The sequence below is a fragment of the Archangium violaceum Cb vi76 genome (assembly GCF_000733295.1).
GTDB lineage: Bacteria > Myxococcota > Myxococcia > Myxococcales > Myxococcaceae > Archangium > Archangium violaceum.
In genome coordinates, this window is the sequence record NZ_JPMI01000136.1 from 1 (window position 1) to 21417 (window position 21417).

General features: G+C 69.7%; 12 protein-coding genes. 5 read left to right on the forward strand and 7 right to left on the reverse strand.

From position 1 onward, the window contains the following. Window positions 1-137: 137 nt before the first annotated feature. Complete coding sequence (locus Q664_RS20115; protein WP_052518411.1) at window positions 138-1460, reverse strand: sigma-54 interaction domain-containing protein; 1323 nt, start codon at window positions 1458-1460, stop codon at window positions 138-140. Window positions 1461-1568: 108 nt separating this feature from the next. Beyond that, window positions 1569-2846, reverse strand: coding sequence for an NAD(P)/FAD-dependent oxidoreductase (locus tag Q664_RS20120; protein WP_084610150.1), 1278 nt, complete (start codon window positions 2844-2846; stop codon window positions 1569-1571). Between the two features lie 311 nt (window positions 2847-3157). Between Q664_RS20120 and Q664_RS52400 the strand changes: the two genes are divergently transcribed. From Q664_RS52400 to Q664_RS20140, 4 genes are all read left to right on the forward strand, one after another. Beyond that, complete coding sequence (locus Q664_RS52400) at window positions 3158-5500, forward strand: PAS domain-containing sensor histidine kinase (RefSeq protein ID WP_052518412.1); 2343 nt, start codon at window positions 3158-3160, stop codon at window positions 5498-5500. A gap of 143 nt (window positions 5501-5643) precedes the next feature. Further along, on the forward strand, window positions 5644-6636 hold the full coding sequence (locus tag Q664_RS20130) for a glutathione S-transferase family protein (protein WP_052518413.1): 993 nt from the start codon (window positions 5644-5646) through the stop codon (window positions 6634-6636). A 95-nt stretch (window positions 6637-6731) separates the two neighbouring features. Further along, complete coding sequence (locus Q664_RS20135) at window positions 6732-10781, forward strand: protein kinase domain-containing protein (RefSeq protein ID WP_052518414.1); 4050 nt, start codon at window positions 6732-6734, stop codon at window positions 10779-10781. Between the two features lie 556 nt (window positions 10782-11337). Further along, window positions 11338-11934 carry a hypothetical protein gene (locus Q664_RS20140; protein ID WP_043397910.1) on the forward strand — a complete coding sequence of 199 codons (597 nt, stop codon included), beginning with the start codon at window positions 11338-11340 and terminating at the stop codon, window positions 11932-11934. An 11-nt stretch (window positions 11935-11945) separates the two neighbouring features. Here the strand turns inward: Q664_RS20140 and Q664_RS20145 are convergent, their stop codons facing one another. The 4 genes from Q664_RS20145 to Q664_RS20160 form a co-directional block, all read right to left on the reverse strand. Then, the gene (locus tag Q664_RS20145) at window positions 11946-14645 is read right to left on the reverse strand and encodes an AsmA family protein (protein WP_043397913.1); all 2700 of its coding nucleotides are present in this window, start codon (window positions 14643-14645) and stop codon (window positions 11946-11948) included. Between the two features lie 209 nt (window positions 14646-14854). After that, on the reverse strand, window positions 14855-16495 hold the full coding sequence (locus Q664_RS20150) for a WD40 repeat domain-containing protein (protein WP_160174455.1): 1641 nt from the start codon (window positions 16493-16495) through the stop codon (window positions 14855-14857). A 103-nt stretch (window positions 16496-16598) separates the two neighbouring features. Further along, window positions 16599-16919 carry a hypothetical protein gene (locus Q664_RS59205; RefSeq protein WP_160174456.1) on the reverse strand — a complete coding sequence of 107 codons (321 nt, stop codon included), beginning with the start codon at window positions 16917-16919 and terminating at the stop codon, window positions 16599-16601. 347 nt (window positions 16920-17266) lie between these two features. Beyond that, complete coding sequence (locus tag Q664_RS20160; protein WP_160174457.1) at window positions 17267-18934, reverse strand: hypothetical protein; 1668 nt, start codon at window positions 18932-18934, stop codon at window positions 17267-17269. A gap of 202 nt (window positions 18935-19136) precedes the next feature. Here Q664_RS20160 and Q664_RS56440 point away from each other — a divergent pair, with 202 nt between their 5' ends. Beyond that, entirely contained in the window at window positions 19137-20582 is a 1446-nt protein-coding gene (locus Q664_RS56440; RefSeq protein WP_160174458.1) for a hypothetical protein, read from the forward strand. Window positions 20583-20751: 169 nt separating this feature from the next. Here Q664_RS56440 and Q664_RS20170 read toward each other — a convergent pair whose 3' ends face one another. After that, a complete protein-coding gene (locus tag Q664_RS20170) occupies window positions 20752-21411 on the reverse strand; it encodes a hypothetical protein (RefSeq protein WP_152622227.1) in 660 nt (219 codons plus the stop codon). Between the last annotated feature and the right edge of the window lie 6 nt (window positions 21412-21417).

The window sequence follows — 21417 nt, forward strand, 5'->3', positions numbered from 1 at the left end:
GGTACGGGAACGGGGACGACGGCCCCGGGTGAGGTGTTCTCAGAGGGCGCTGACCCTCACCCTGACCCTCTCCCAGAGGGAGAGGGGATTCAAACGGTGAAACAGTTCGTGAAATCGGTGAAACGGTCTGAAACGGCTCAGGCGATGCCCACGTCCCGGAGACGGCGCCAGAGTGTCACCCGGCTGATGCCCAGCATCCGGGCGGCCTCCGTGCGGTTTCCTCCCGCTCTCGCCAGTGCCGTCCGCAGTGCCTCCGGATCATGGGTGTCCTCCGCCGGGATGGGCTCGGACACCACGGTGGCGGCCAGGGGCCGTGGCTCGGAGAACTCGGGCGGCAGGTCGGCCTCGTGCAGCACCGGCCCCTCCCCGATGACGTAGGCGTACTCCATCACGTTGCGCAGCTCGCGCACGTTGCCCGGCCAGCCATGTGACTCCAACAGGTGCCGCGCTCCCGGCGAGAAACGCTCCACGCACCGTGGGCCGTTCTGCTCCAGCTCGTCGAGGAATCGCCTCGCCAGTGGAAGGATGTCCTCGCGCCGCTCGCGCAAGGACGGCAGGAAGAGCGGCACCACCCGCAGCCGGTACATCAGGTCCGCTCGGAAGCGGCCCGCCTCCACCTCGCGCCGCAGCGGCCGGTGGGTGGCGGCCACGATGCGCACGTTCACCGGCACCGGCGAGCGTCCTCCCACCGGAATCACCGAGCGCGTCTCCAGCACCCGCAGCAGCTTCCCCTGGAGCTCCAGCGGAATCTCTCCCACCTCGTCCAGGAAGAGCGTGCCCCCGTCCGCGAGGCGGAAGTGGCCCGGGCTGTCCCGCACCGCGCCGGTGAAGGCGCCGCGCACGTGGCCGAACAGCTCGCTCTCCAGGAGGCTCGGCGGAAGCGCCGCGCAGTTGATGGCGCGGAAGGGCCCCTTGCGCCTCGCCGAGATGGCATGCAGCGCGTTGGCCACCAGCTCCTTCCCCGTGCCCGACTCGCCCCGCACCAACACGCTCGACTCGGTGCGCGCCACCTTCTCCACGATGCGGAACAGGCGCTTCATCCCCGGGTTCCGCGTCCACATGCCGTGGAACGTCTCCTCGGCGTCTCCCCGCGTCCCCTCGGTCTCCGCCTCCGCGCCGAGCAGCACCACCCACCCGAGCCGCTTCGCTCCCTGCTCCACGGGCACGGCCCTCACCCGCATTATCCGCACGGCTCCCGGCGTCCGCGACCGGGCCTCCACCTGGCGCCCATGGGAGAGCAGCGCCTCGAGTCCCCGCGCTCCCTCGGACACGGAGAGCGCTTCCGCCAGCGGTGTGCCCGGGCGGACGGTGGTGGGGCCCAGGCGCTCCTCCGCCTCGGGGGTGGCCGCCGTCACCCGCTGCTGGGGGTCGACGAGCAGCACGGCCCCCGCCAGCGCCTCCAGGGCGGGTAGAAGAAACAGCGGGGAACCGGTGGAGGGGGAGGAGCGCGAGGTGGGCATGGGCGCGGGCGGGTGAAACACCGTGTTTCACCCCGGTTCATACCCCTCCCGGCCGCGCGCTTCACCAACTGGTCCGACTGTTGGACCAGTTGCTCACCACCGCGCCCGTCAGGCCCGCCCGCGCAGCATCAGCTTCCAGTAGAGCTGCGGCAGGCCGTACTTCTTGAGCAGCCACATGTCATGCCGCTCCTTGAGGGTGTCGATGAGCGGGATGCTCGGCGTGGGCTTGCCGTCGTAATCGAACTCGGCGAGCAGCAGCTTGCCGTAGCCCGTGGTGAGCGGGCAGGACGCGTAGCCGTCGTAGCTCGCGGTGGGCGCCCGGCCGGCCATGATGGCGAGCAGGTTCTCCACCAGCACCGGCGCCTGCTTGCGGATGGCCGCCCCGGTCCTCGACGTCGGCAGGTCCGACGCGTCTCCCAACGCGAACACCTCCGGGTGGTCCGGGTGCTGCAACGTGTGCTTGTTCGCCTTCACCCACCCCTTCGTCCCACCCTCCTGCCAGGCCAGCGGGCTGCGCTTGATGAAGTCCGGCGCGCTCTGCGGCGGGCACGCGTGGAGGAGCTCATAGGGGATGACCACCTCCTCGGTGCCCCCTTCCGGCAGCGTCCGCGTGAAGACGGCCTCGTTCCGGTCGCCCCGCACCTCGGTGAGGTTGTGCTGGTAGCGCGTGTCGATGCCGTAGCGCTTCACCACCTGCTCCAGCACCGTGGCGAACTCCTTCACCCCGAAGATGGCCTTGCCCGCCGAGGCGAAGATGACGTGCGCCTTGTCCTGCATGCCCCGCTTCCGGAAGTGGTCCGCGGCCAGGTACATGATCTTCTGCGGCGCGCCCGCGCACTTCACCGGCGTGGCCGGGTGGGTGAAGAGCGCCGTGCCTCCCTGGAAGGCGCGCAGCATCTCCCACGTCTTGGGCGCGTAACGCACGTCGTAGTTGCTGGAGACGTTGGGCCGCTCCGCCAGCGCCTGCCGCAGGCCCTTCACCTTGTCCCAGTCGAGCTGGATGCCCGGTGCCACCACGAGGAAGTCGTAGCCGATGCGCTTGCCGCTCCGCGTGCCCACCGTCTTGGCGACCGGGTCCACCTCCTCCGCCCAGTCTTGAATCCACTTCACGCCCCGGGGGATGAGGCGGGCCTCGTCGCGGATGGTGTCCTCCACGCGCGCCTCGCCCGCGCCCACCAGCGTCCAGAGCGGCTGGTAGTAGTGGTGCGCGCTCGGCTCGAGGATGGCCACGTCCTTCTGCCCCGCGTGCGCCAGCCGCGCCGCCACGCTGATGCCCGCCGTGCCCCCTCCGATGATGAGGACCCGGTGCCGCTCGGTCCCCGGCCCCCGGGCCACCGGCACCATCACCGGATCCTCGCAGACCTGCTCGGTCACCACGTCGCTCATCTCGGCCTCCCGTGCCCCGGAGGGCAGTTCATGTCTCGTGCAACACCTGTCTCCGTCTCATTGGAGCCAGGTTCCGTTCCACGGGGTTCGTGCAGATGGCGTGCCACCCGTTCGCTGCCGGGCACTCGGGAGGTCACGGGGCGAACGGACGGGCCCGTGACTGTTTCACGGTGTTTCATACCGGGGACCATGCCGTTACAGGACGAGCGCCTTCCTGGATGAGCTCCAACCGGGCGGACCCCTGGTGGCGCCGGGGCGGCTCCCGGCCGCACCTTGAAAGTCTCAGGGCTTGTCCAACCCCGGTTCGAGGAATGCGCACGGCACGGGAAATCCGGGAGGAGATTGAAGCGCGCTTCGGGTTCTTCCCCCCGTTCTTCGCGTCCGCGGAGGACGACGCCCGGGTGCTGGAGAACCTGTGGGGGCAGTCGCTGCTCGCCTACGTGGACAATCCCCTCCCCGCCCTCTTCCGCGAGAAGCTCTTCGCCTGGTTGTCCCGCTACTGCGCGGTGCCCTACTGCATCGTGTGCCACTCCTGCGCCCTGCGGCCCATGGGCCTGCGCGCCTCCGAGGTGCTGGCGCTCCTGGAGTCCCTTCCTCCTCCCCACGGGGCCATCGACGAGGCGCTCGCCCGCATGGATGCCGGCCATGAAGCCCTCGAGGACTGGCCAGCCCCTGGCTCGGCCCTGGAGGAGGACCTGTTCCGCTGCTCGGTCTTCCTGTTCGACCACCACGCGAGGGCGGAGCGGTGCCGGGAACGGGTGCGCCGGTTGCTCGGTCCCGTGCGCTACGACCACCTCGTCGTGTTCCTCGCCTATGTGAAGACGTGCCTGCTGTGGGCGGAGACCCATCCAGAGCTGTCCTACGAGGCGGACCGACGTGCCCGGGAGCACCTGGGGCCGCTGCTCCAGGAGGAGCCCCGGCTGAGGGAGTTCTTCGCGGGGTACACCGAGCGGGTGCGCCAGGAGCGGGAAGCGCGCGAGCGGGAGGCGGCGCGGGCGGGCGAGCGCGCCGAGGCCCTCTCCCAGACGTTGAGCCAGCGGACGGAGGCGCTGCGCGAGAGCGAGGCCCACCTGCGGCTCGCGCTGGAGTCGGCCGCGCTCGGCACGTGGGACTTCAATCCCCTCACGGGCGAGCTGCGCTGGGATGCGCGTTGCTCGGCCCTCTTCGGACTGCCGGTGGGGGCGCACGTGGACTACCCCATCTTCCTGGCCAGTGTCGTCCCGGAGGAGCGGGAGCGGGTGGATGCGTCGGTGGTGCGGGCGCTCGCTCCAGGCGGTGACGGCGAATACCGCGAGGAGTTCCGCATCCGGAGGTTCCAGGACGGCATGGAGCGGTGGGTCGCCTCGCGCGGCCAGTGCTTCTTCGGCGAGCAGGGCCACGCCGTGCGTTTCATCGGCACGGTGACGGATGTCACCGAGCGCCGGCGCGCGGAGGACGACCTGCGCTTCCTCGCCCAGGCCAGTGCGGTGCTGGCCACCTCGCTCGACTACGAGGACACCTTGCGGCGGGTGGCCACGCTGGCCGTGCCGGTGCTCGCCGACTGGTGCGGGGTGGACGTGGTGGATGAGCGGGGGGGGGCGCACCGGCTCATCAACGTCCACAGGGACCCGGAGAAGGTGCGGCTGATCGAGGAGCTGCTCCGGCGCTACCCCATCCAACCGGACGCCGCTTTCGGCGTCTCCCGGGTGCTGCGCACCGGCGAGCCGGAGCTCATCCCGGAAGTCACCGACGAGGGGCTCGTCCGCTACGCGCGGGACGCGGAGCACCTGCGGCTGATGCGGGAGTTGGGGCTGCGCTCCTATCTCACGGTGGTGTTGCGCTCGCGCGGGCGGGTGCTGGGAGCCCTCACGCTGGTGCGCACCGGGACGGGGCGGTGGTATGGGCAGGAGGAGCTGCGGCTGGCCGAGGAGCTGGCTCGCCGGGCCGCCGTCTCGGTGGACAACGCGCTGCTCTACCGCGAGGCGCAGAAGGCCATCGGGTTGCGCGATGGGTTCCTCCAGGTGGCCGCGCACGAGCTGCGCACGCCCGTCACCGCGTTGAAGCTCAACGTCCAGACGCTGGTGGCCGGTGCGCGCCGGGAGGCGGCCTGGAGCGAGCGGACCGTGTCCCGGCTGACGGGCCTGGAGCGCGGGGTGGGCCGCCTGGGCGTGCTGGTGGACGAGTTGCTGGATGTGTCGCGCATCACCTCGGGACGGCTGGTGCTGCGGCCGGAGGCGCTGGACCTGGCGGAGTTGGTACGGGAGGTGGCCGGGCGTTTCCGCCCCGAGGCCGAGCGCGCGGGCTGCACCCTGCGCGTGCGGGTGCCCGGGCCGGTGGTGTCGCGGTGGGACCGGCTGCGCCTGGAGCAGGTGTTGAGCAACCTGCTCTCCAATGCCCTCAAGTATGGCGCGGGCCAGCCGGTGGAGGTGGCGTTGAGCACCTCGGGCGAGCGGGCCCACCTTCACGTGCGTGACGAGGGCATCGGTATCGAGCCCGCCGTCCAGGCGCGCATCTTCGAGCGCTTCGAGCGCGCGGTGAGCGACCGGCACTACGGAGGCCTGGGGCTGGGGCTGTGGATTACGCGGGAGATCGTCACCGCCATGGGGGGCACCATCCACGTGGAGAGCGTGCCGGGGCAGGGGGCCTCCTTCCTGGTGACGCTGCCCCGGGGGTGAGGCGCTCCAGCCCACCCGGGCCCCTGTCCCTCCGCCTGCCCGTCGTGCGCGCGGGCTCGCACCAGTCCTGTCGCACGCTCGGGTGATTGCCCGCCTGACGCGGCGTGCCAACCGTTACCGGGTAACGGAGGTGAAACGTGGGAATGTTGGTGGACGGAGAGTGGCGTACGGACTGGTACGCCCCGGACGAGGCCGGACGCTTCGTGCGTCCGCGAACGCGCTTCCATGACCAGGTCTCCGCGAGCGGGGAAGGCCGCTTCCCGGCGGAGGCGGGCCGCTACCATCTCTATGTGTCCTATGCCTGCCCGTGGGCGAGCCGCGCGCTCATCATCCGCAAGCTCAAGGGGCTGGAGTCGGCGGTGGGCATGACGGTGGTGGATCCGCGCATGGGGCGCAACGGCTGGGGCTTCGGGGGCTACCCGCGCTCGGGTCCGGACAAGCTCAATGGCTCGCGCTACCTGAGCGAGCTCTACCTGAAGGCGGATCCCCACTACTCGGGGCGGGTGACGGTGCCGGTGCTGTGGGACACGCGCGAGCGCACCATCGTCAACAACGAGTCGCGCGAGCTGCTGCGCATGCTGGACACCGGGTTCGACGCCTTCGCCGAGCACCCGGTGACGCTGTGTCCCGAGGAGCTGCGCGAGCAGGTGGACGAGACGATCGACGCGCTCTACGAGCCGGTGAACAACGGCGTGTACAAGGCGGGCTTCGCCAACAGCCAGGGCGCGTACGAGCTGGCGGTGCGCGAGCTCTTCACCGCGTTGCAGCACTGGGAGCGGGTGTTGGAGCGGCGGCGCTACCTGTGTGGCGACGTGCTCACCGAGGCGGACATCTGCCTCTACACCACGCTGGTGCGCTTCGACTTCGTCTACTACTCCCACTTCAAGTGCAACCTGGCGCGGGTGCAGGACTTCCCCAACCTGTGGAACTACCTGCTGGACCTGTACCAGACGCCCGGGTTCGCGGAGACGACGAACATCGAGCACATCAAGGTGCACTATTACTGGAGCCAGGACGCCATCAACCCCTCGCGCATCGTGCCGATGGGGCCGCAGGTGGACCTGCTGACGCCGCACAACCGGGACCGGATCGGCCCGCGCAGGCTGGCGCCCGCCCCGGGAGTCACGAGGCACTGAGCCATCCCCATTTCCCCTCTCCCGCCGGGAGAGGGTCGGGGTGAGGGTGCCGGAACTCCCGGGTTGACCCCGCGCACGCGGGGCAGGAGGGAGCCGTGGACAACTCGGACTTCGAGGACTCCTTCCTGGAGACGTTGTTGAGGTCGGAGCCGTTGCCCGTGTTGCCGTTTCCCGGGCAGCGGCTGGGCGGCCCGGACGGACGCCGGTTCGAGGTGCTCGAGTGGATGGGCGGCGGGGGCATGGGGCAGGTGTTCCGCGCGCGCGACGAGACGTTGCGGCGCGAGGTCGCGCTCAAGTTCCTGCTCCCCCGTCCGGGCTTCGAGGCAGAGGCGCTCGCGGAGGCGCGGGCGGTGGCCCGGCTGGACCACGAGAACATCGTCCGCATCTTCGACGTGGGCACGCTGCGGAGCCGTCCCGAGGGGCCGGACGTGCCCTTCCTCGTCATGGAGTGCCTGGAGGGCGAGCCGCTCGCCGCGCGGCTGAAGCGGGGGCGGTTGGAGGTGGGGCGCGCGCTGGAGGTGCTGGAGGGCATCTGCGCGGGGTTGGAGCACGCGCACGAGCGGGGCATCGTCCACCGCGACCTCAAGCCGGGCAACGTCTTCCTCACCCGGAAGGACGTGGTGAAGCTGCTGGACTTTGGCCTGTCGCACATGGCGGTCCGCGCCAGTGACGTGCCCCATCTGCCCACGGTGGGGACACCCGCGTACATGGCACCGGAGCAGTGGCGGAGAGAGCCGCCGGATGCCCGCACCGACATCTGGTCGGCGGGCGTGGTGCTCTACGAGCTGCTCACCGGAGAGCTGCCCGTGTCGGGGGCCACATGGGAGGAGTTGCGCGAGCGGGTGACGTCCAGGGAGCCGGTGCCTTCGGTGCGCGCGCGCAACCCGGAGGTTCCGCGAGAGGTGGAGTCGCTGCTGGCCACGGCGCTGGCCAAGGAGCCGGCCCGGCGTTTCCACTCGGCCCGCGAGCTGCGGCGGGAGCTGCACGAGCTGCGGGCCCGGCTCACCCGCTCCGGCGCCGGGGCTGCGGGGCCCGTGACGCGGCAGCGCAGGCAACTGGTGCTGTTGTGCTGCCAGCTCACGGGCATGTCCGGACTGGTGGGGCGGGTGGATGCCGAGGAGCTGGGAGAGCTGGAGGCGGCCTTCCACCAGGGCTGTGAGGAGCTCCTCCGGCCGTACGAGGGCGGTGTCACCCTGGCCATGGGCGCCGAGGTGTTCGCCTGTTTCGGAGGGCACCAGGTGCGGGAGGACGACGCGGAACACGCGGTGCGCGCGGGGCTGTGCCTGGCCCGCGACGTGCCGGAGTGGCTCCAGCGGAGGTTGCCGCACCTGCCGCTCCCGGTGCTGGGCGTGAAGGTGGGCCTGCACACGGACCGGATGGTGCTGGACACCCGTGCCATGCGGGGTGAGGCACCCCGGGTGGTGTCCTGGCTCGCGGCCCAGGCCGGGCCCGGAGAGGTGCTCGCCAGCGAGACGACGTGGAAGCAGGTACGCGGGGCCTTCGAGACGGAGCGGCTCGGCACGCGGGAGTTCACGGGCCTGGCGGGGCCGGCCACCTTGCGCATTCACCGTGTGCGGCGCGAGCGGGAGGTGGGGAGGCGCTTCGAGCGGAGGCTCGTGGCCGGGGGTCTCTCGCCACTGGTGGGGCGGGAGTCCGAGCTGCGGTGGCTGCGGGCACTCTGGGACGCGGCGCGAGGCGGGCGGGGCGCCGTCGTGCTGCTGCGCGGCGAAGCGGGCATCGGCAAGTCCCGCCTGCTCCAGGAGTTGCGCGAGCGTGTGCCCTCGGAGGCGGCCACCCAGGCGTGCTTCCAGTGCTGGTCCCAGCCGGGGGCCAGCGCGTTGCCTCCCACCGCCGAGGTGCTCCAGCGCCTGCTGCGCTTCTCCCCGGAGGGCACACCCGCGCGGCACCTGGCGGAGCTGGAGGCGCGGTTGGGCGAGCTGGGCCTGTCCGGAGAGCACCTGCCGCTGCTGGGCCAGCTCCTCGCGCTCCCCATCCCCGAGGACTCCCCGGTGTTCCGGCTCACCGCCGAGCGGCGGCGGGAGAAGGCGGACGAGGCCCTGGGAGACCTGCTGCTGGCCATGTCGCGGCGGCATCCGGTGTTCCTCGCCGTCGAGGATCTGCACTGGGCGGACTCCTCCTGGCTCGGGTTGCTCGCCACCCTGCTCGAGCGCCTCGAGGGCGCACGCCTCCTCATCGTCCTCACCGCCCGCCCCGAGTTCCAGCCCGCGTGGCCCGCTCGTGCCGGATTCCATGTGCTCGCCCTGGAGCGCCTGCCGGCCGGGCTCGCCACGGCGCTGGTGAAGGAGGTGGCGGGAGCGCGTGCACCGCCGGAGGAGACGGTGCGGGAGCTGGTGCGCAAGGCGGATGGGATTCCCCTCTTCATCGAGGAGCTGACGCGCCGGGTGGTGGAGGACGGAGAGGTGGCGTCCATCCCCGCCACCCTGCACGAGCTGCTGCTGGCCCGGTTGGATCTGCTGCCCTCGCGCCAGAAGGCACTGGCGCAGCTCGGCGCGGTGGTGGGGCGGGACTTCTCGCTGGAGTTGCTCGCGGCGCTCACGGGGCACGGGGCCGAGGGCCTGCGGCGCGAGCTCGGGGAGCTGGTGGCCGCGGGGTTGCTCCAGGAGGCGCGCGAGGGGACGGACGCGTCCGGGTTTCAGTTCCGGCACGCGCTCTTCCAGGAAGCGGCCTACGAGTCCCTGCCGCGCGACGAGCGGCGGCGGCACCACCAGCGGGTCGCACGCGTCCTGGAGGAGCGCTTTCCGGCCATGGAGACGATGCGGCCCGAGGTGCTCGCGTATCACCTCACGGAGGCGGGGGAGCACGCGCGGGCCCTTCCCTGTTGGATTCGCGCGGGCTGGTTCGCCCTCCAGCGCATGGCCATTCCCGAGTTCGTGAAACAGCTCTCCCAGGCGCTGGAGCTGCTGCCACGCCTGCCTCGGGACAGCCAGCTCCAGGGCGGGGAGCTGCAGCTGTTGTCCATCCAGGGCTTCTCCCAGGCCATGCTGGAGGGGTTCGACTCGCCGGAGGCGGCGCGAATCCATGACCGGCTGCGGGAGATGTTGCGGCGGATGGAGGCGCTCCCCCCGGGGCTCGAGGAGACGCTCTGGAGCATCTTCACCTATTACCAGCTCCGGGCGGACTTCCCCTCGGGGCACGACGTGGCCGAGCAGGTGGTGCGCCTGGGAGAGCGTCAGCGAAGCCCGGAGCTGCTCGCCACGGGTCATGGGATGCTGTCGGTCGAGCTCACCTACCGGGGACGGATCCGGAGGGCCCTGGAGCACAGCGAGCTCGCCGTCGCCTGGTCGCGCTCCCGCACCGAGCCCCATTGGGCGGTGCTCGTCTCGCAGGGCCTGGCCCATGCCTCCATCATCCATGCGATGTCGGGCGGGCTGGTGCGAGCGCGGGAGTATTGCCGGGAGGGCCTGGAGCTCGTCCGTCAGCTCGGCGAGCCCCTCTACCGGGCCCTGACGCTGACCTATATGGACGTGGCCTGTCTGATCCGGCGGGACGTCCAGGAGGCCGTGCGGTTGTCGGACGAGGTCATCGCCATCTCCAGCGAGCGCAGCCATTGGGTGTGGCCGACGTGGGCGAGGGCCATCCGGGGTTGGGTCATGGCCGAGCAGGGGCGACCCCGGGAGGGGCTGGTGCTCACGCAACAGCAGGCCGTCCACTGGAGGGAACGGGGGCTCCGGGGAGGGCTGACGTGCTGCTTCGTGTTGATCGCGGAGATGCACCTGCGGCTGGGGCAACTGCGCGAGGGGCTGGTGGTGGTGGACGAGACCTTGAGGGAGGTAGGGGAGACGGGAGAGCACGGCTTCAAGGCCGAGCTGCACCGGGTCCGGGGCGAGCTGCTGCACGCGGCGGGACAGGAGCGTGAGGCCCAGGGTGAATTCCTCCGGGCCCGCGCCATGGCGCACGAGCAGGGGGCCCTGCTCTTCGAGCTGCGCGCGACGGTGGGCCTGGGCCGGCTGCTGCGGGACACGGGGCGGCCCGAAGCGGCACGCAAGCGCCTGACGCGGGTGCTCGCCCACTTCGAGGAGGACGTGGACTCGGCGGACCTCCGGGAAGCGAGGGCCCTCCTGGAACAACTCTCCCTCGCCCTCCGGGAGAGGGACGGGGTGAGGGTGCCGGAGCTCCCGGGTTGAATCCCGACCCCCCCGCCGTGCCACACCGCGGGCCTCACTGGGGGACGACACATGGGACGCCTCGGCATCCTCGGAGGCGGGTTGTCCATCGCGGCGCTGGTGGCGCTGCGCGACCGGGGCGAGCCGCTCTGGAGGTGTGGCCGGAGATGGTCCACTTCCCCGAGTCCGTGCGTGCCACCGCGAAGCTGTGCGAGCACCTGCGGAGGGTGCTCGGAGGCGCCGAGGCTCGCGCCCACGTGGGCTGAAAACGTGGGCTGAAGGGGCTCACTTCTTCTCGTGCCATGGGAATCGTGCGGCCATGGGCGATGGCACTGTTGCGCCTCCGACGCTGAAGGCCCGCTGGCGTCGGGGAATGGCCATGGGGGGATTGCCGGGATTGCGGAGGTTGCCGATATAGGTCTGCACCCGAAAGGGAGGGCCGGGTGGGTCGCACCCCGGGAAATCACGAGGGCTGGGGGCCTCTCGCCGGTTTCGGAAACGCGCCCCGTCTGGAAGTCACACCATGGCCCGGCACCCAAGCAGACGTTCTCCTCGTGCGGGTACGCGAGTCTCCGGCTTGTTCATCCAACTGCTCACCACCGAGTGGACGAAGGACACGCGGGGAGGCGCGGGCGCGCGGGTGCGCGACGCCACGCCCCTGGCGAGTGTGCTGCCGGAGGCGGTGAGTGGGGCCGGGGGCAACGCCAGCTTCCAACTGCACCACGTCTACTTCTCCGAGCAGCGGCGCTTCCTGCCGAGGGACTGGACGGAGGTGCGCAGGGGCAGGCCCTTCATCGAGGTGGAGGCCTTCCGCGTGGAGCGTACGGACGAGGGAGAGGTCCGGGTGCTGCTCGACTACGGGAAGATGGGGATGCCGGGACGGCTCGAGTGGAGCGGTGTGTCCCGGGGCGAGCCCCACGAGGAGCTGTTCCGCGTGGCTCCCGGCGAGTGGGCGCGCGGGGTGTACAACGAGCGGCTCCAGTACTGGGAGACGGGGCACTGGGGCTACTGCAAGCACGTGCTCAACGTGGGCCTGCTGTTCGACGCGGAGCGGGGTGTCTTCGTGCGCACCGCGCCGGAGACCGAGGTCCGCCGCGAGTTCTCGCTGCACCCGCGCGGGTCCGTGGCTCCGGGAGCGCACACCTCCCGGATGCCCGCCGTCGCGCGGCACTGAGCCATGACGGATTAGCGCCCGAAGATGCCGCGGAGGCGCTTCTTCGCTTCCTCCTCGGCCTTCTTGCGCGCGGCCTCCGCTTCCTGCCGCGCCTTCTCCTCCAGCTCCTTCTGACGCTTCTCCGCCTCGGCCTTCGCGGCCTCCTTCGCCGCGTCCGTGCCGCCGGTGATGATCTTCCCCACCTCCTTGCCCTTCTCCCCCAGCGCCTCCGTCGCCGCGCTCGCCACCGCCATCTTCCCGATGGCCAACGCCGCCGGCTTCACGTCCAGCCCCGTCACCTCCGGGCTCCACGCCTTGCCCGTCAGCTTCAGCGCCACCGGCACCGGCTCGGTCGGCTTCGCCCGGCCCAGCGTCATCTTCTCGATGAGCGGCGGCCCCAGGTTCACCGTGCCCGCCAGGTCCAGCGTCCCGTCCAGCCGGATGCCGCCGTCGAAGCTCATCGCCGCTTCCGGCCGCGTCCACGTAATCGGCTTGGACAGCTGCGCCACGCCATTCTGGATGGTCACCCCGAACGGCAGTTGCTCCGCCAGCTCGGTCACCCCATCACTGTCCAGCACCTTGCCCGCGAAGGGCAGCGCCTTCACCAGCGGAGCGGACACCGCCGCCGGAATGTCGAGGCCCGTGAACGCCCCGCCCAGCAGGCTGCCGTCGATGGCCCCGGCGAGCCGCTCCTGCAGGCTCTCCATCTCGTAGCCCACGCCCGACAGGTTCATCTGCCCGTTGAACTTCCCGTCCAGCACCTTGCGCGGCACCCGCGTGGACAGTGCCTCCGCCACGTTCATGTCCTTGACCTCGGCCTTCAGCTCGAAGGGCCGCTGCGCCGCGTCCGGGCCCAGCCGCACCGAACTCCCGCTCGCCGACACCGTGCCGCCGTAGATGCCCGTGGTGAAGCGCTCCACCGTGATGAGGTCGTCCACCATCTTCAGGTCCGCCACCATGTTGGACAGGTCCATCCCGTTCATCCGCAGCGCGCCCATCTTGAAGGACATGTTCCCGCGCATGCCGTTGAAGCGCTTGGGATCCTGGGGCCCCTCTTCCTCCTCGGGCAGCGGACCGCCCGCCGTGGCCGCCACCTCCTCGTCCGTCATCAGCAATTCATCCACGTCGAGCCGCGGGCTCTCGAGCGCCAGGGCGAACGTCATCGTCTGCTTCGCCCCCGTGCCCGCCTGCGAGTACGACGCCGTGCCGGCCATCGTGTACTCGAGCAGGGCGATGCCCAGCCGGCTCAGGTCCACCTTCATGGGCTGCTTGCCGCTCTCGGGCTGGTACGTGCCCGCCGCGTCCACCGTGAAGGTCTGCCCGGGCCGCTTGTCCAGCAGCAGCCCCGGCCGCATGTCCACGCCCGACAGGTCCGACTTCGCATCGAAGCGCAGCGCGCCGCCGCTCGCCGCCGCCCCGGTGAGCCGAGCCGTCAGCCGCATGGGCGCGCCCGCCTCCTTGGAGAGCTGCTCGGGGATGCGCAGCCGCACCGGCGTCAGGTCCACCTCCGCCGTCAGCGCCTGCGACTCCTGCGTGCCGCCTCCGCGCACCACCAGGCCGATGGGACCCGCCACCTGGTTGGCGAGCTGCTTGCGCAGCGGCGGGTAGTACTCGGCCAGCACCGCCGGGTCGAGGTTCTGCCCCACCAGCTCGAAGTCCTGCACCGTGGGCTTCTCCGTGAGCAGCCCCTTCACCTGGCCCTTGCCGGTGATGCGCGCCGGGCCGAGCTCCACCCGCAGCGTCTGGAGGGACAGGTCTCCCTTCTCCATGTCGCCCGTCACGTCGGTGTCCACCACCACGTCGAGCGCCTTGCCACCCTCGGCCCCGGCGAAGCGCAGGCCCTGGGCACGCAGGCCGCCCTTGAGGTTCGTGGGCCCGGTGCCGCCGGGCACCGCCGCGCCGAGCCGCGCCGTCCAGTCCGCCTGGAGCGTGCCCGCCTGCAACCCCGCCTCCGCGCCGAGGAAGGGCCCCAGCGGCGCCAGGTCGATGGGCTCGGACTTGAGCGCCACGCGCTCGGGCACGGGGATGAGCGAGGCCGGCAGCGGTGTGGTGTGCAGCGTGAGGTGGAAGTTCTGCTTCTGCGCCAGCACCGCGGCGTGGAGCACCACGTCCAGCGGCTTGCCCGCGCGCAGGTCCTTCACCTCCACGTCCAGGTCGGTGATGGCCAGCTCGCGCGCCTGCGCCGCGCTCCGGTCGATGAAGCGGATGGTCGCATCGGTGAGCGCCGCCCGGTCCACGCGCACCATGGACAGGTCCGTGGGCTGCTCCTCGGCGGGAGGCGTCTCCTCCTTGGGCTGCTGCTGGGCGAGCTTCTCCATCAGTCGCGAGACATTGGTGGTGCCATCCGGCAGCCGGACGACGTTGACGGTGAGCCCGGTCACCTCGGCGTTCTTCACCTGGATGTCCTGGCCGCGCGAGGTGAGGGCGGGCCAGAGCGCCACCGCCACGTCGAGCTTCTTCATCTCCGCCAGGGGCACCTGCTCGCCCTCGGCGGCACCGACCACCACGTTCTCCACCTCGACGCCCACGTGGGGAATGAGCTGGGTGGAGATGTCACCGATTTCCACCGGCCGGCCCAGCGTCTGGGCGAAGGCAGCGGCCTCGGTGCGCGCACGCTGGAGCAGGAAGGCGTCGAGCCGCCACAGGGCCACGGCGACGACGACCACCAGGAACAGGACGATGCCGCCCAGGACGTAGGGCCAGCGCTTCTTCTTCGGCTGCTGTTCGGACATCTCTCGGTACCTCCACCCGCCCGGGGCCTCGGGGGTTGCTCGGAGCCCGGGCTGTCAGGCAGGCGAACCCTTAACCCAGGAGGACCCATCCCGCACGTTCCTCTTATGCGGGGGCGTGGGATTGGATGTTGAAGATGGCACTCACGGGCTGGGACGGGAGCCGCTCGCGGAGATGCACTCCGTTTCGTGAGGCCTGCCCGCCCGGCCGCTCACCGGGAGCGAACCGCCGGGGTCCACTGGAGGGGGCCTTGGCCCACCTTCTGGCTCCAGGCGGAGCTGTCGAGCACCATGCGGCCCTGGGTATCGAGGGTCTGCACATCCTCGGGGACCTTCCGGACGACCCGCCCGGTGCCCATGTCCACCAGCAGGCCCTCGGAGTAGGCGAAGTCCCCCGCGGCCGCGAAGCCGTACCCCCGCTGCTCGCCGAGCTCGCGCTGCTCTCCCGTCGTGGTGTCCACGAACCAGAGGCGCCTGTTCTCGTTCTTGCGTCCGGTAGACCGCTTCACCAGCGCATGGGTTCCCTCGACGTAGTGCACCTCGCCGCGCATCGGGTGCACGGTGCGCGTCTCCAGGTCCACCACGCTCTGAGCGGAGTCACCCTGGGTGGAGGCGGGTGAGATGGGGAACAGCCGGGGAGGACCCAGGGAGGGCGGGGGCCGCCCCGCGTACTCGGTGGCGATGCCGAGCGGCTGGTGGACCCGGGCCCCGTGCAGCTCGAGCGCGTTGCCCTGGGCGGTGCAGGCCACGAGCACCTGCTCCCGCGCTGCATCCACGTGGAGGACATTGGCGCGGCAGCTCGCGGGCACCCACTCGGTGCGCTGGCCCGAGGCCTGCTCGACGAACACCTCGCCCTGCTCCCCCTGGCGCAGCAGGGCGTCTCCGAGCGGTTGGAGGACACCCTCCTTCGGGACGAGCGGGCCGCCCTCCACCCGGCGCAGCAGCCACGAGGCCGTGTCGCCCTCCTGGCCGTAGTGGCCGTAGGACATGATGGGGCCGCGGCAGTACCTGGAGGCGAGCGACGTCTGCGCCCGGGGCCAGGTGAGCTGTCCATCCCCATCCGTGTCCTGGGTGACCACGCCGAACCAGACCCACCGGCCCTCGGGGTCGAGCGAGGCACGGCCCAGCAAGCCGGGGCCATGGGGCACCTCTCGCTTGCTGCCGTCCTGGAGGTTGATGAGGAAGGCCGTGGCCCGCTTCTCCGGCCCGCTCAGGGACACGAGGAGCAGGCGCTGGCCGTCGCGCGAGAAGGACACGGGCAGGGAGGCGCTGGGCGCGGTGCTGTCGGGGATGGTGTCGGGAGGGGCCAGCTCGGCGTCGGTGCGCGTGTACGTGTCGAGCAGCCGGAGCGAGCCGCCGCGGACCACCACGAGGTAGCGGCCGGTCGGATCCGCGGCGAGGAAGTCGTCGAGCCGTTCGCCCTCGCCGGGCTCGAGGAACAGGTAGGGGGCGAGCGTGTCCCCGAACGTGTCCCCGTGCCGGCCGAAGCGGACCTCCAGCTTGCCATCGCCGTTGGTGTCCTCGCGGGCCTGGCAGGCGATGAGCCAACGGCCATCCTTGGCGGCCCGCTGGAAGAGGATGGGGTGGCGCGTGCCGATGGGGCCTGACTCCCGCTGGAGGGCGGTGGGGGGCGCCACCGAGAACTCCTGGGCCGGAGGGAGAAAGGCAACCGGTGGGCTGATGGGTTCGGGGGCCGGAGGGGCGGCGGCAACGGGCGCGTTCGTGGGCTCGGAGGGCTGAGCGGGAGCAGCGACCGGTGGGGTGGTGGGCTCGGCGGAGGGTGGGGGCGAGGCTCTCCGCGCCGCACAGGCGGGCAGGAGGAGGGCGGAGGCGAGCAGCACGCGGAGTTTCATGGGGGGCGAGGCTGGAGGAGGAGACGCCGGGAGCGCAAGCGCAACGGGTCCACTCCGAGCGCCTTCCCTGTCATGCGTGGGGACTGGAGACTGCGGAGGTGCATCACCCTCGAGCGGACTTCACCCGGGCGAGCCAGTCCTGGAACTCGTCGCCCAGGTTCATGATGAAGTCGAAGCGGCCGGTGGCGATCATCTCGACCAGCCGCCGGTCACGGGCGATGAGCTCGGGGACGCTGTCGGGAAAATGGATGCCGGGCATGCCATCGAAGAGGTAGCCCTGGTCCACCACGAGCATGTCGACGAAGTGGGAGAGGGTATCGAAGAAGCGGTCCACGTCCGAGGCGATGGGCAGGACGTACCTGTCCATGTAGGCATCAATGAAGATGACGGGCTGGCGGCCGCGCTCGTCGGCGAGCTTGGGCACCACGGCGAAGTAATGGGCGAGCCCGGGGATGCTCCCAAAAAATACGGAGGAACAGAAGGGCTCCTCTTTTTCTCGAAACTCCTCGGTCCTGCGTGCGATTCCGTTGTGCTGGTCATCGACCCGGCTGAGGAAGAGCTGCCCCCCGAATTGCCCTCCGAAATCAGCTCTGCCAAGGCGCTTGTAGACGGCCGCGAGTACGGGGTCGAAGGGGTAGCCTGCGACGAGTGCTCCTGCTTCAGGCGGGGAACGCCCTGGTGGAAGGAGCTCCATGTGCAATCCGTACTTCCGATACACCTCCATCAACCGATCGAGCCCAGGCAGTGGGATGTCCGCAGTCATGGTCATGCTCATTTCAGGAGGAGGTCGACCAGTGCCTTCACTTCGTCGAGTGCATCCGCCTCGGCTTTGGCGAGTGAGGATGCGGAGCGGCTCACTTCATAACGTTGGTTGAACCAGCGGCCAAAGTGCCGGTCGACGATGTCGGCCACTTTTCGCACGTCTTCTGCGGTGGCCTTGCCTTTCGCCCGTCTGAACGCCGTCCAGATATTGTTGATCTTCTTGTGCACGGAGTCGTGCACGCCCCACAGGTTTTCGCGGGCGTTGATGTTCAACCGCTGGAAGAGATGAGCGTACTCCAGGGGAATGCGATGGTGCACAGGGTAGATGAATCCATCGTCATCAATGAGGAGCCTGGCCAGGTCGGTATTGAACTTGCCGTAGAAGTCCTTGTGCGCCATCTGCCTGAGGTCGTTGCTCGCATCTTTGTCCAGTTTGGTATCGAGGAGTTTCTCGAAACGGGCCATGAGCTTGCGGAGCTGCTCCTTCTCCGCGACCGACAGTCCCTGTGTCTGGGCCTTCGTCCACAAGCGATGGAACTGTTCTCGCTCCGCCGGACGTACGCGGGCGAGAAAGGAGCGGAACCAGGCCACGGCTTCCGAGCCGCCGCGAGCCAGGATGGGGGCCAGCCTGGGCGCCACTGCCTCGAAGAGCGCGATGCCGCCGCGTAGCGCGAGGCCGCTGATGAACCAGGTGGCGAGGAACTCGGTGCTGCTGACGCCCGCTTCCAGGAAGGCGTCCCGGGTCTCCTCCCTCCACTCGCGGAGGATGCGCTCGTAGAGCGCGTAGTGCTCGGCGGCCAGGTCGGGTGGGGCCTCCATGGCCGGGCGCAGCGTCCCTGCTTCCATCACGCGCCAGCGAGCATGCCGTTCAGCCCGGCGGTGTTCCGCCTCCAGCGACAACCGGACGGTGCGTGGCCCGAGGCCGTGGGTGAAGGGCAGCAAGGCTTGGGTGAGTTGCGCGGCCAGCTCCGGCGAGGGCTCGCGGATGGGCGGGCCACCATGCGACTCGTATCGCGCAATCGTCGCGCCAAGGACCCGCTCGTCATCCAACCGGACATCCGCCAACGCCGTGGCGCTGCCCCCATCGGGTACCCGCAGCCCCTTGGCCAACCGGGTGGCCATGGCATGCGCCTGGGCAAGAGTGTCCGCCGTTACGCCCGTGCGCCGCACGGGGAGCGTCCTGGCCTCCAGGGGTTTGGAACTCTCCGAGGTGGTGAGTGCCCGCAGGCCCCAGCCGTGCCGCTCCCGTTGCAAGGTGAGGGCAATCTCGCCGGTGCGTGCGTCCACGTAGGCAGGCAGGTGCGTTTCGAGACCTGGGGCGAGCGCCGCACTCGTCCCCGCGGAGCCCGAGCCCGAGGCATCACGCTTCCAGGACAGCAGTGTCAGCACCCCGTTCTGTGCCCAGAAGCGGAAGACCAGGTTGGCGCCGGGCTCCTCCACGTGGCTGGCCACTCCCCGCATGCCCGAGAGCGCCGCCGTGGTTTCGGCCCGGCGCGCGTCTTCGTCCGCCTGCGTGTCACGAGTCTCCCAGGGTGGAGGCAGGTCCCTCCCGACTTCCTCCGCCGGAAGGTCCTCCTCGGGCTCGATGCCCTCCATCGCTCCCGTCGTCGCGCAGGCCTGGAGCACCAGCGCCAGGAGGCATATCCACCCGGCGGGTCGAGCCGTTCCCCATCTCATGTGGGGGAGAGCCTATATCGGAGTTCTCCGATACCTGCCTGGGGGGCGGTTTCCACGACCGGTTTCTGCAACTCGTACTGCCCGTACCGCTGGTGCGGCAGGTACGGACGCCGGAGGACACGAGTCCGTTGCCGCAGTATCGTGTGCCTCCTCACGGTATGCGCTTCGATATCCCGAAGCGGCCGAAGAGGGGGAGTACCGCATGAAGCGCGTAGTGATTGCGAGTGTTCTGCTGTCCACGCCTGTTCTTGCAGCGGACTATCGGGACTGCAAGGAATTGTTCGTCTCGCCCATGGAAGTAATTGCTCCTGAAACCAAGTCCACTGGAGCCGCATGGGACAATGGGTCGCATGCAGACCCCGAGTTGATGGCCAGACCTGCCGAGCGGAACGACGTGCCCAGTGTCACTATCGGGCCAAAGTTGGAGGATACGCCCAAGCCGCGGTGGAACAGCATCTTCGTGGACGAGACAAGTACTGGAGCGTGGCTTCCGGTGCGCGTGGGGGACAGTGTCAGGCTGAGCCTCGTTGACCGTGATGCCATGTCGGACGATTTGATGGCGCAGTACACCGTGGAGGTGCCCAAGCAGCTCGCGACGAATGGAGTCACTTTTGTCGTGGCAGGTGGGGACACGCGCAACCCTTTGTTCCTTCGTGTTTCCGTCACGGACGGCAAGCGCGCGTGTTCAGGGGTCGAGTCCCTGGAGCCGCTCGTCTACGAACTGCCCAAGCCGGCCTTCATTGCCAAGGTGGACAGCGCGCTCTTCGAGAAGATCAAGGCCTATAATCGTTGCAGCGTGAACGGGGCCTCGGCTGCATGCAAGGCGTCGAACTACACTGCTGTGTACGGTGACATCAACAAGGACGGTGTCCCCGATACGATCGTCAAGGGAGGGCCTTTTGGTGGTGGAAAGGCCATCGTGATCGCCATCACCCAGGGTTTCGAGCCGTCGACTCGTCAGGACGTCTTCCTGGGGGCCTGCGAGGACATGGGAGTCTCCGCTTCGGGCGAGGCCGCGTGCACCGCGGAAGGGAAGACCACCCTCATCTCCATGGGCAACGGCAAAGCGGAGGCCCGGGAGGCTTCCGCGAAGGAAGTGGAGGCCGTGAGCGCGAATACGGCTGCCCTCAAGGCCGGGGAGGCCAAGGCCAACCTGAAGGCGCTCTTCACCTCACAGCGAGCGTTCTTGCAGGAGAAGGATCGATACTCAGCCAATGCTGTCGAACTCGGATACTCGCCCGAGCGAGGAAACCGCTACGCCTATTTCCTCGCCGCCCGCGGGGTCATCCAGAAGCGCGATTCAGCGCAGCTCCTCTCGCAGCAGACTGTCAACATCATCGCTCCAGACACGCATCGGCATCCTGAAGCGGTTCTGCCTTCTGGGTTGAAGGAAGCGGGCTGCCCGCTGACTTTTGGCACGAATCAGGACGGGGAGCCGGTGGGATTGGGTGTCTCGGGCGCAGGGGCGGAGCAGCATTTCATCGCCTATGCCATCGGTAACGTGGATTCGGATCCGGACATGGACTGCTGGTCCATTTCCGATGTGGAGCGCAAGACGAAGAGCGGGGACATCATTCCCGCTGGCGTGCCCTTCCAGGAGCGCAGCGACTACGAGGAGCCGAAGACGGCGACTTCGCCGACGCCGTGAGGTGCCCTCATGCCTGAAGGGTTCACTGGTGGGTGGATGCGGCGCTGCATCAGGAACCCTCCGCGGCGCTGACGCGAGCGGTGGCCGAGGTGGAGGGCTTCGCGCGCGGTGGAAGGAGCAGCGGCTGCTGCCGAAGGGGGATACGGCTCCTTCGCTGGAGTGAGGAGCATTACCCTCGAGCGGACTTCACCCGGGCGAGCCAGTCCTGGAACTCGTCTCCCAGATTCATGATGAAGTCGAAGCGGCCGGTGGCGATCATCTCGACCAGCCGCCGGTCGCGGGCGATGAGCTCGGGGACGCTGGTGGGAAAATGGATGCCGGGCATGCCATCGAAGAGGTAGCCCTGGTCCACCACGAGCATGTCGACGAAGTGGGAGAGGGCGTCGAAGAAGCGGTCCACGTCCGAGGCGATGGGCAGGACGTACCTGTCCATGTAGGCATCGACGAAGATGACGGGCTGGCGGCCGCGCTCGTCGGCGAGCTTGGGCACCACGGCGAAGTAGTAGGCGAGCCCGGGGATGTTCCCGAAAAAGACGGAGGAGCGGAAGGGTTCCTCTTCTTCACGAAATTGCTCGGTCCTGAGTGCGACTCCATTCAACTGATCATTGACGTGGTCGAGGAAGAGTTGCCCTCCGAACTCCCCGCCGAAATCAGCCCCGCCAAGACGCCTGTAGACGGTCGCGAGCACGGGGTCGAAGGGATAGCCCGCGACGAGTTCTCCACCTGCGGGCGGAGAGTGCCCTGGTGGCAAGGTCCTCATGTGGAGTCCGTGCTTCCGGTACACCTCCATCAACCGGTCGAGTCCGGGCAGTGGGATATCCGTATTCATTGCCAT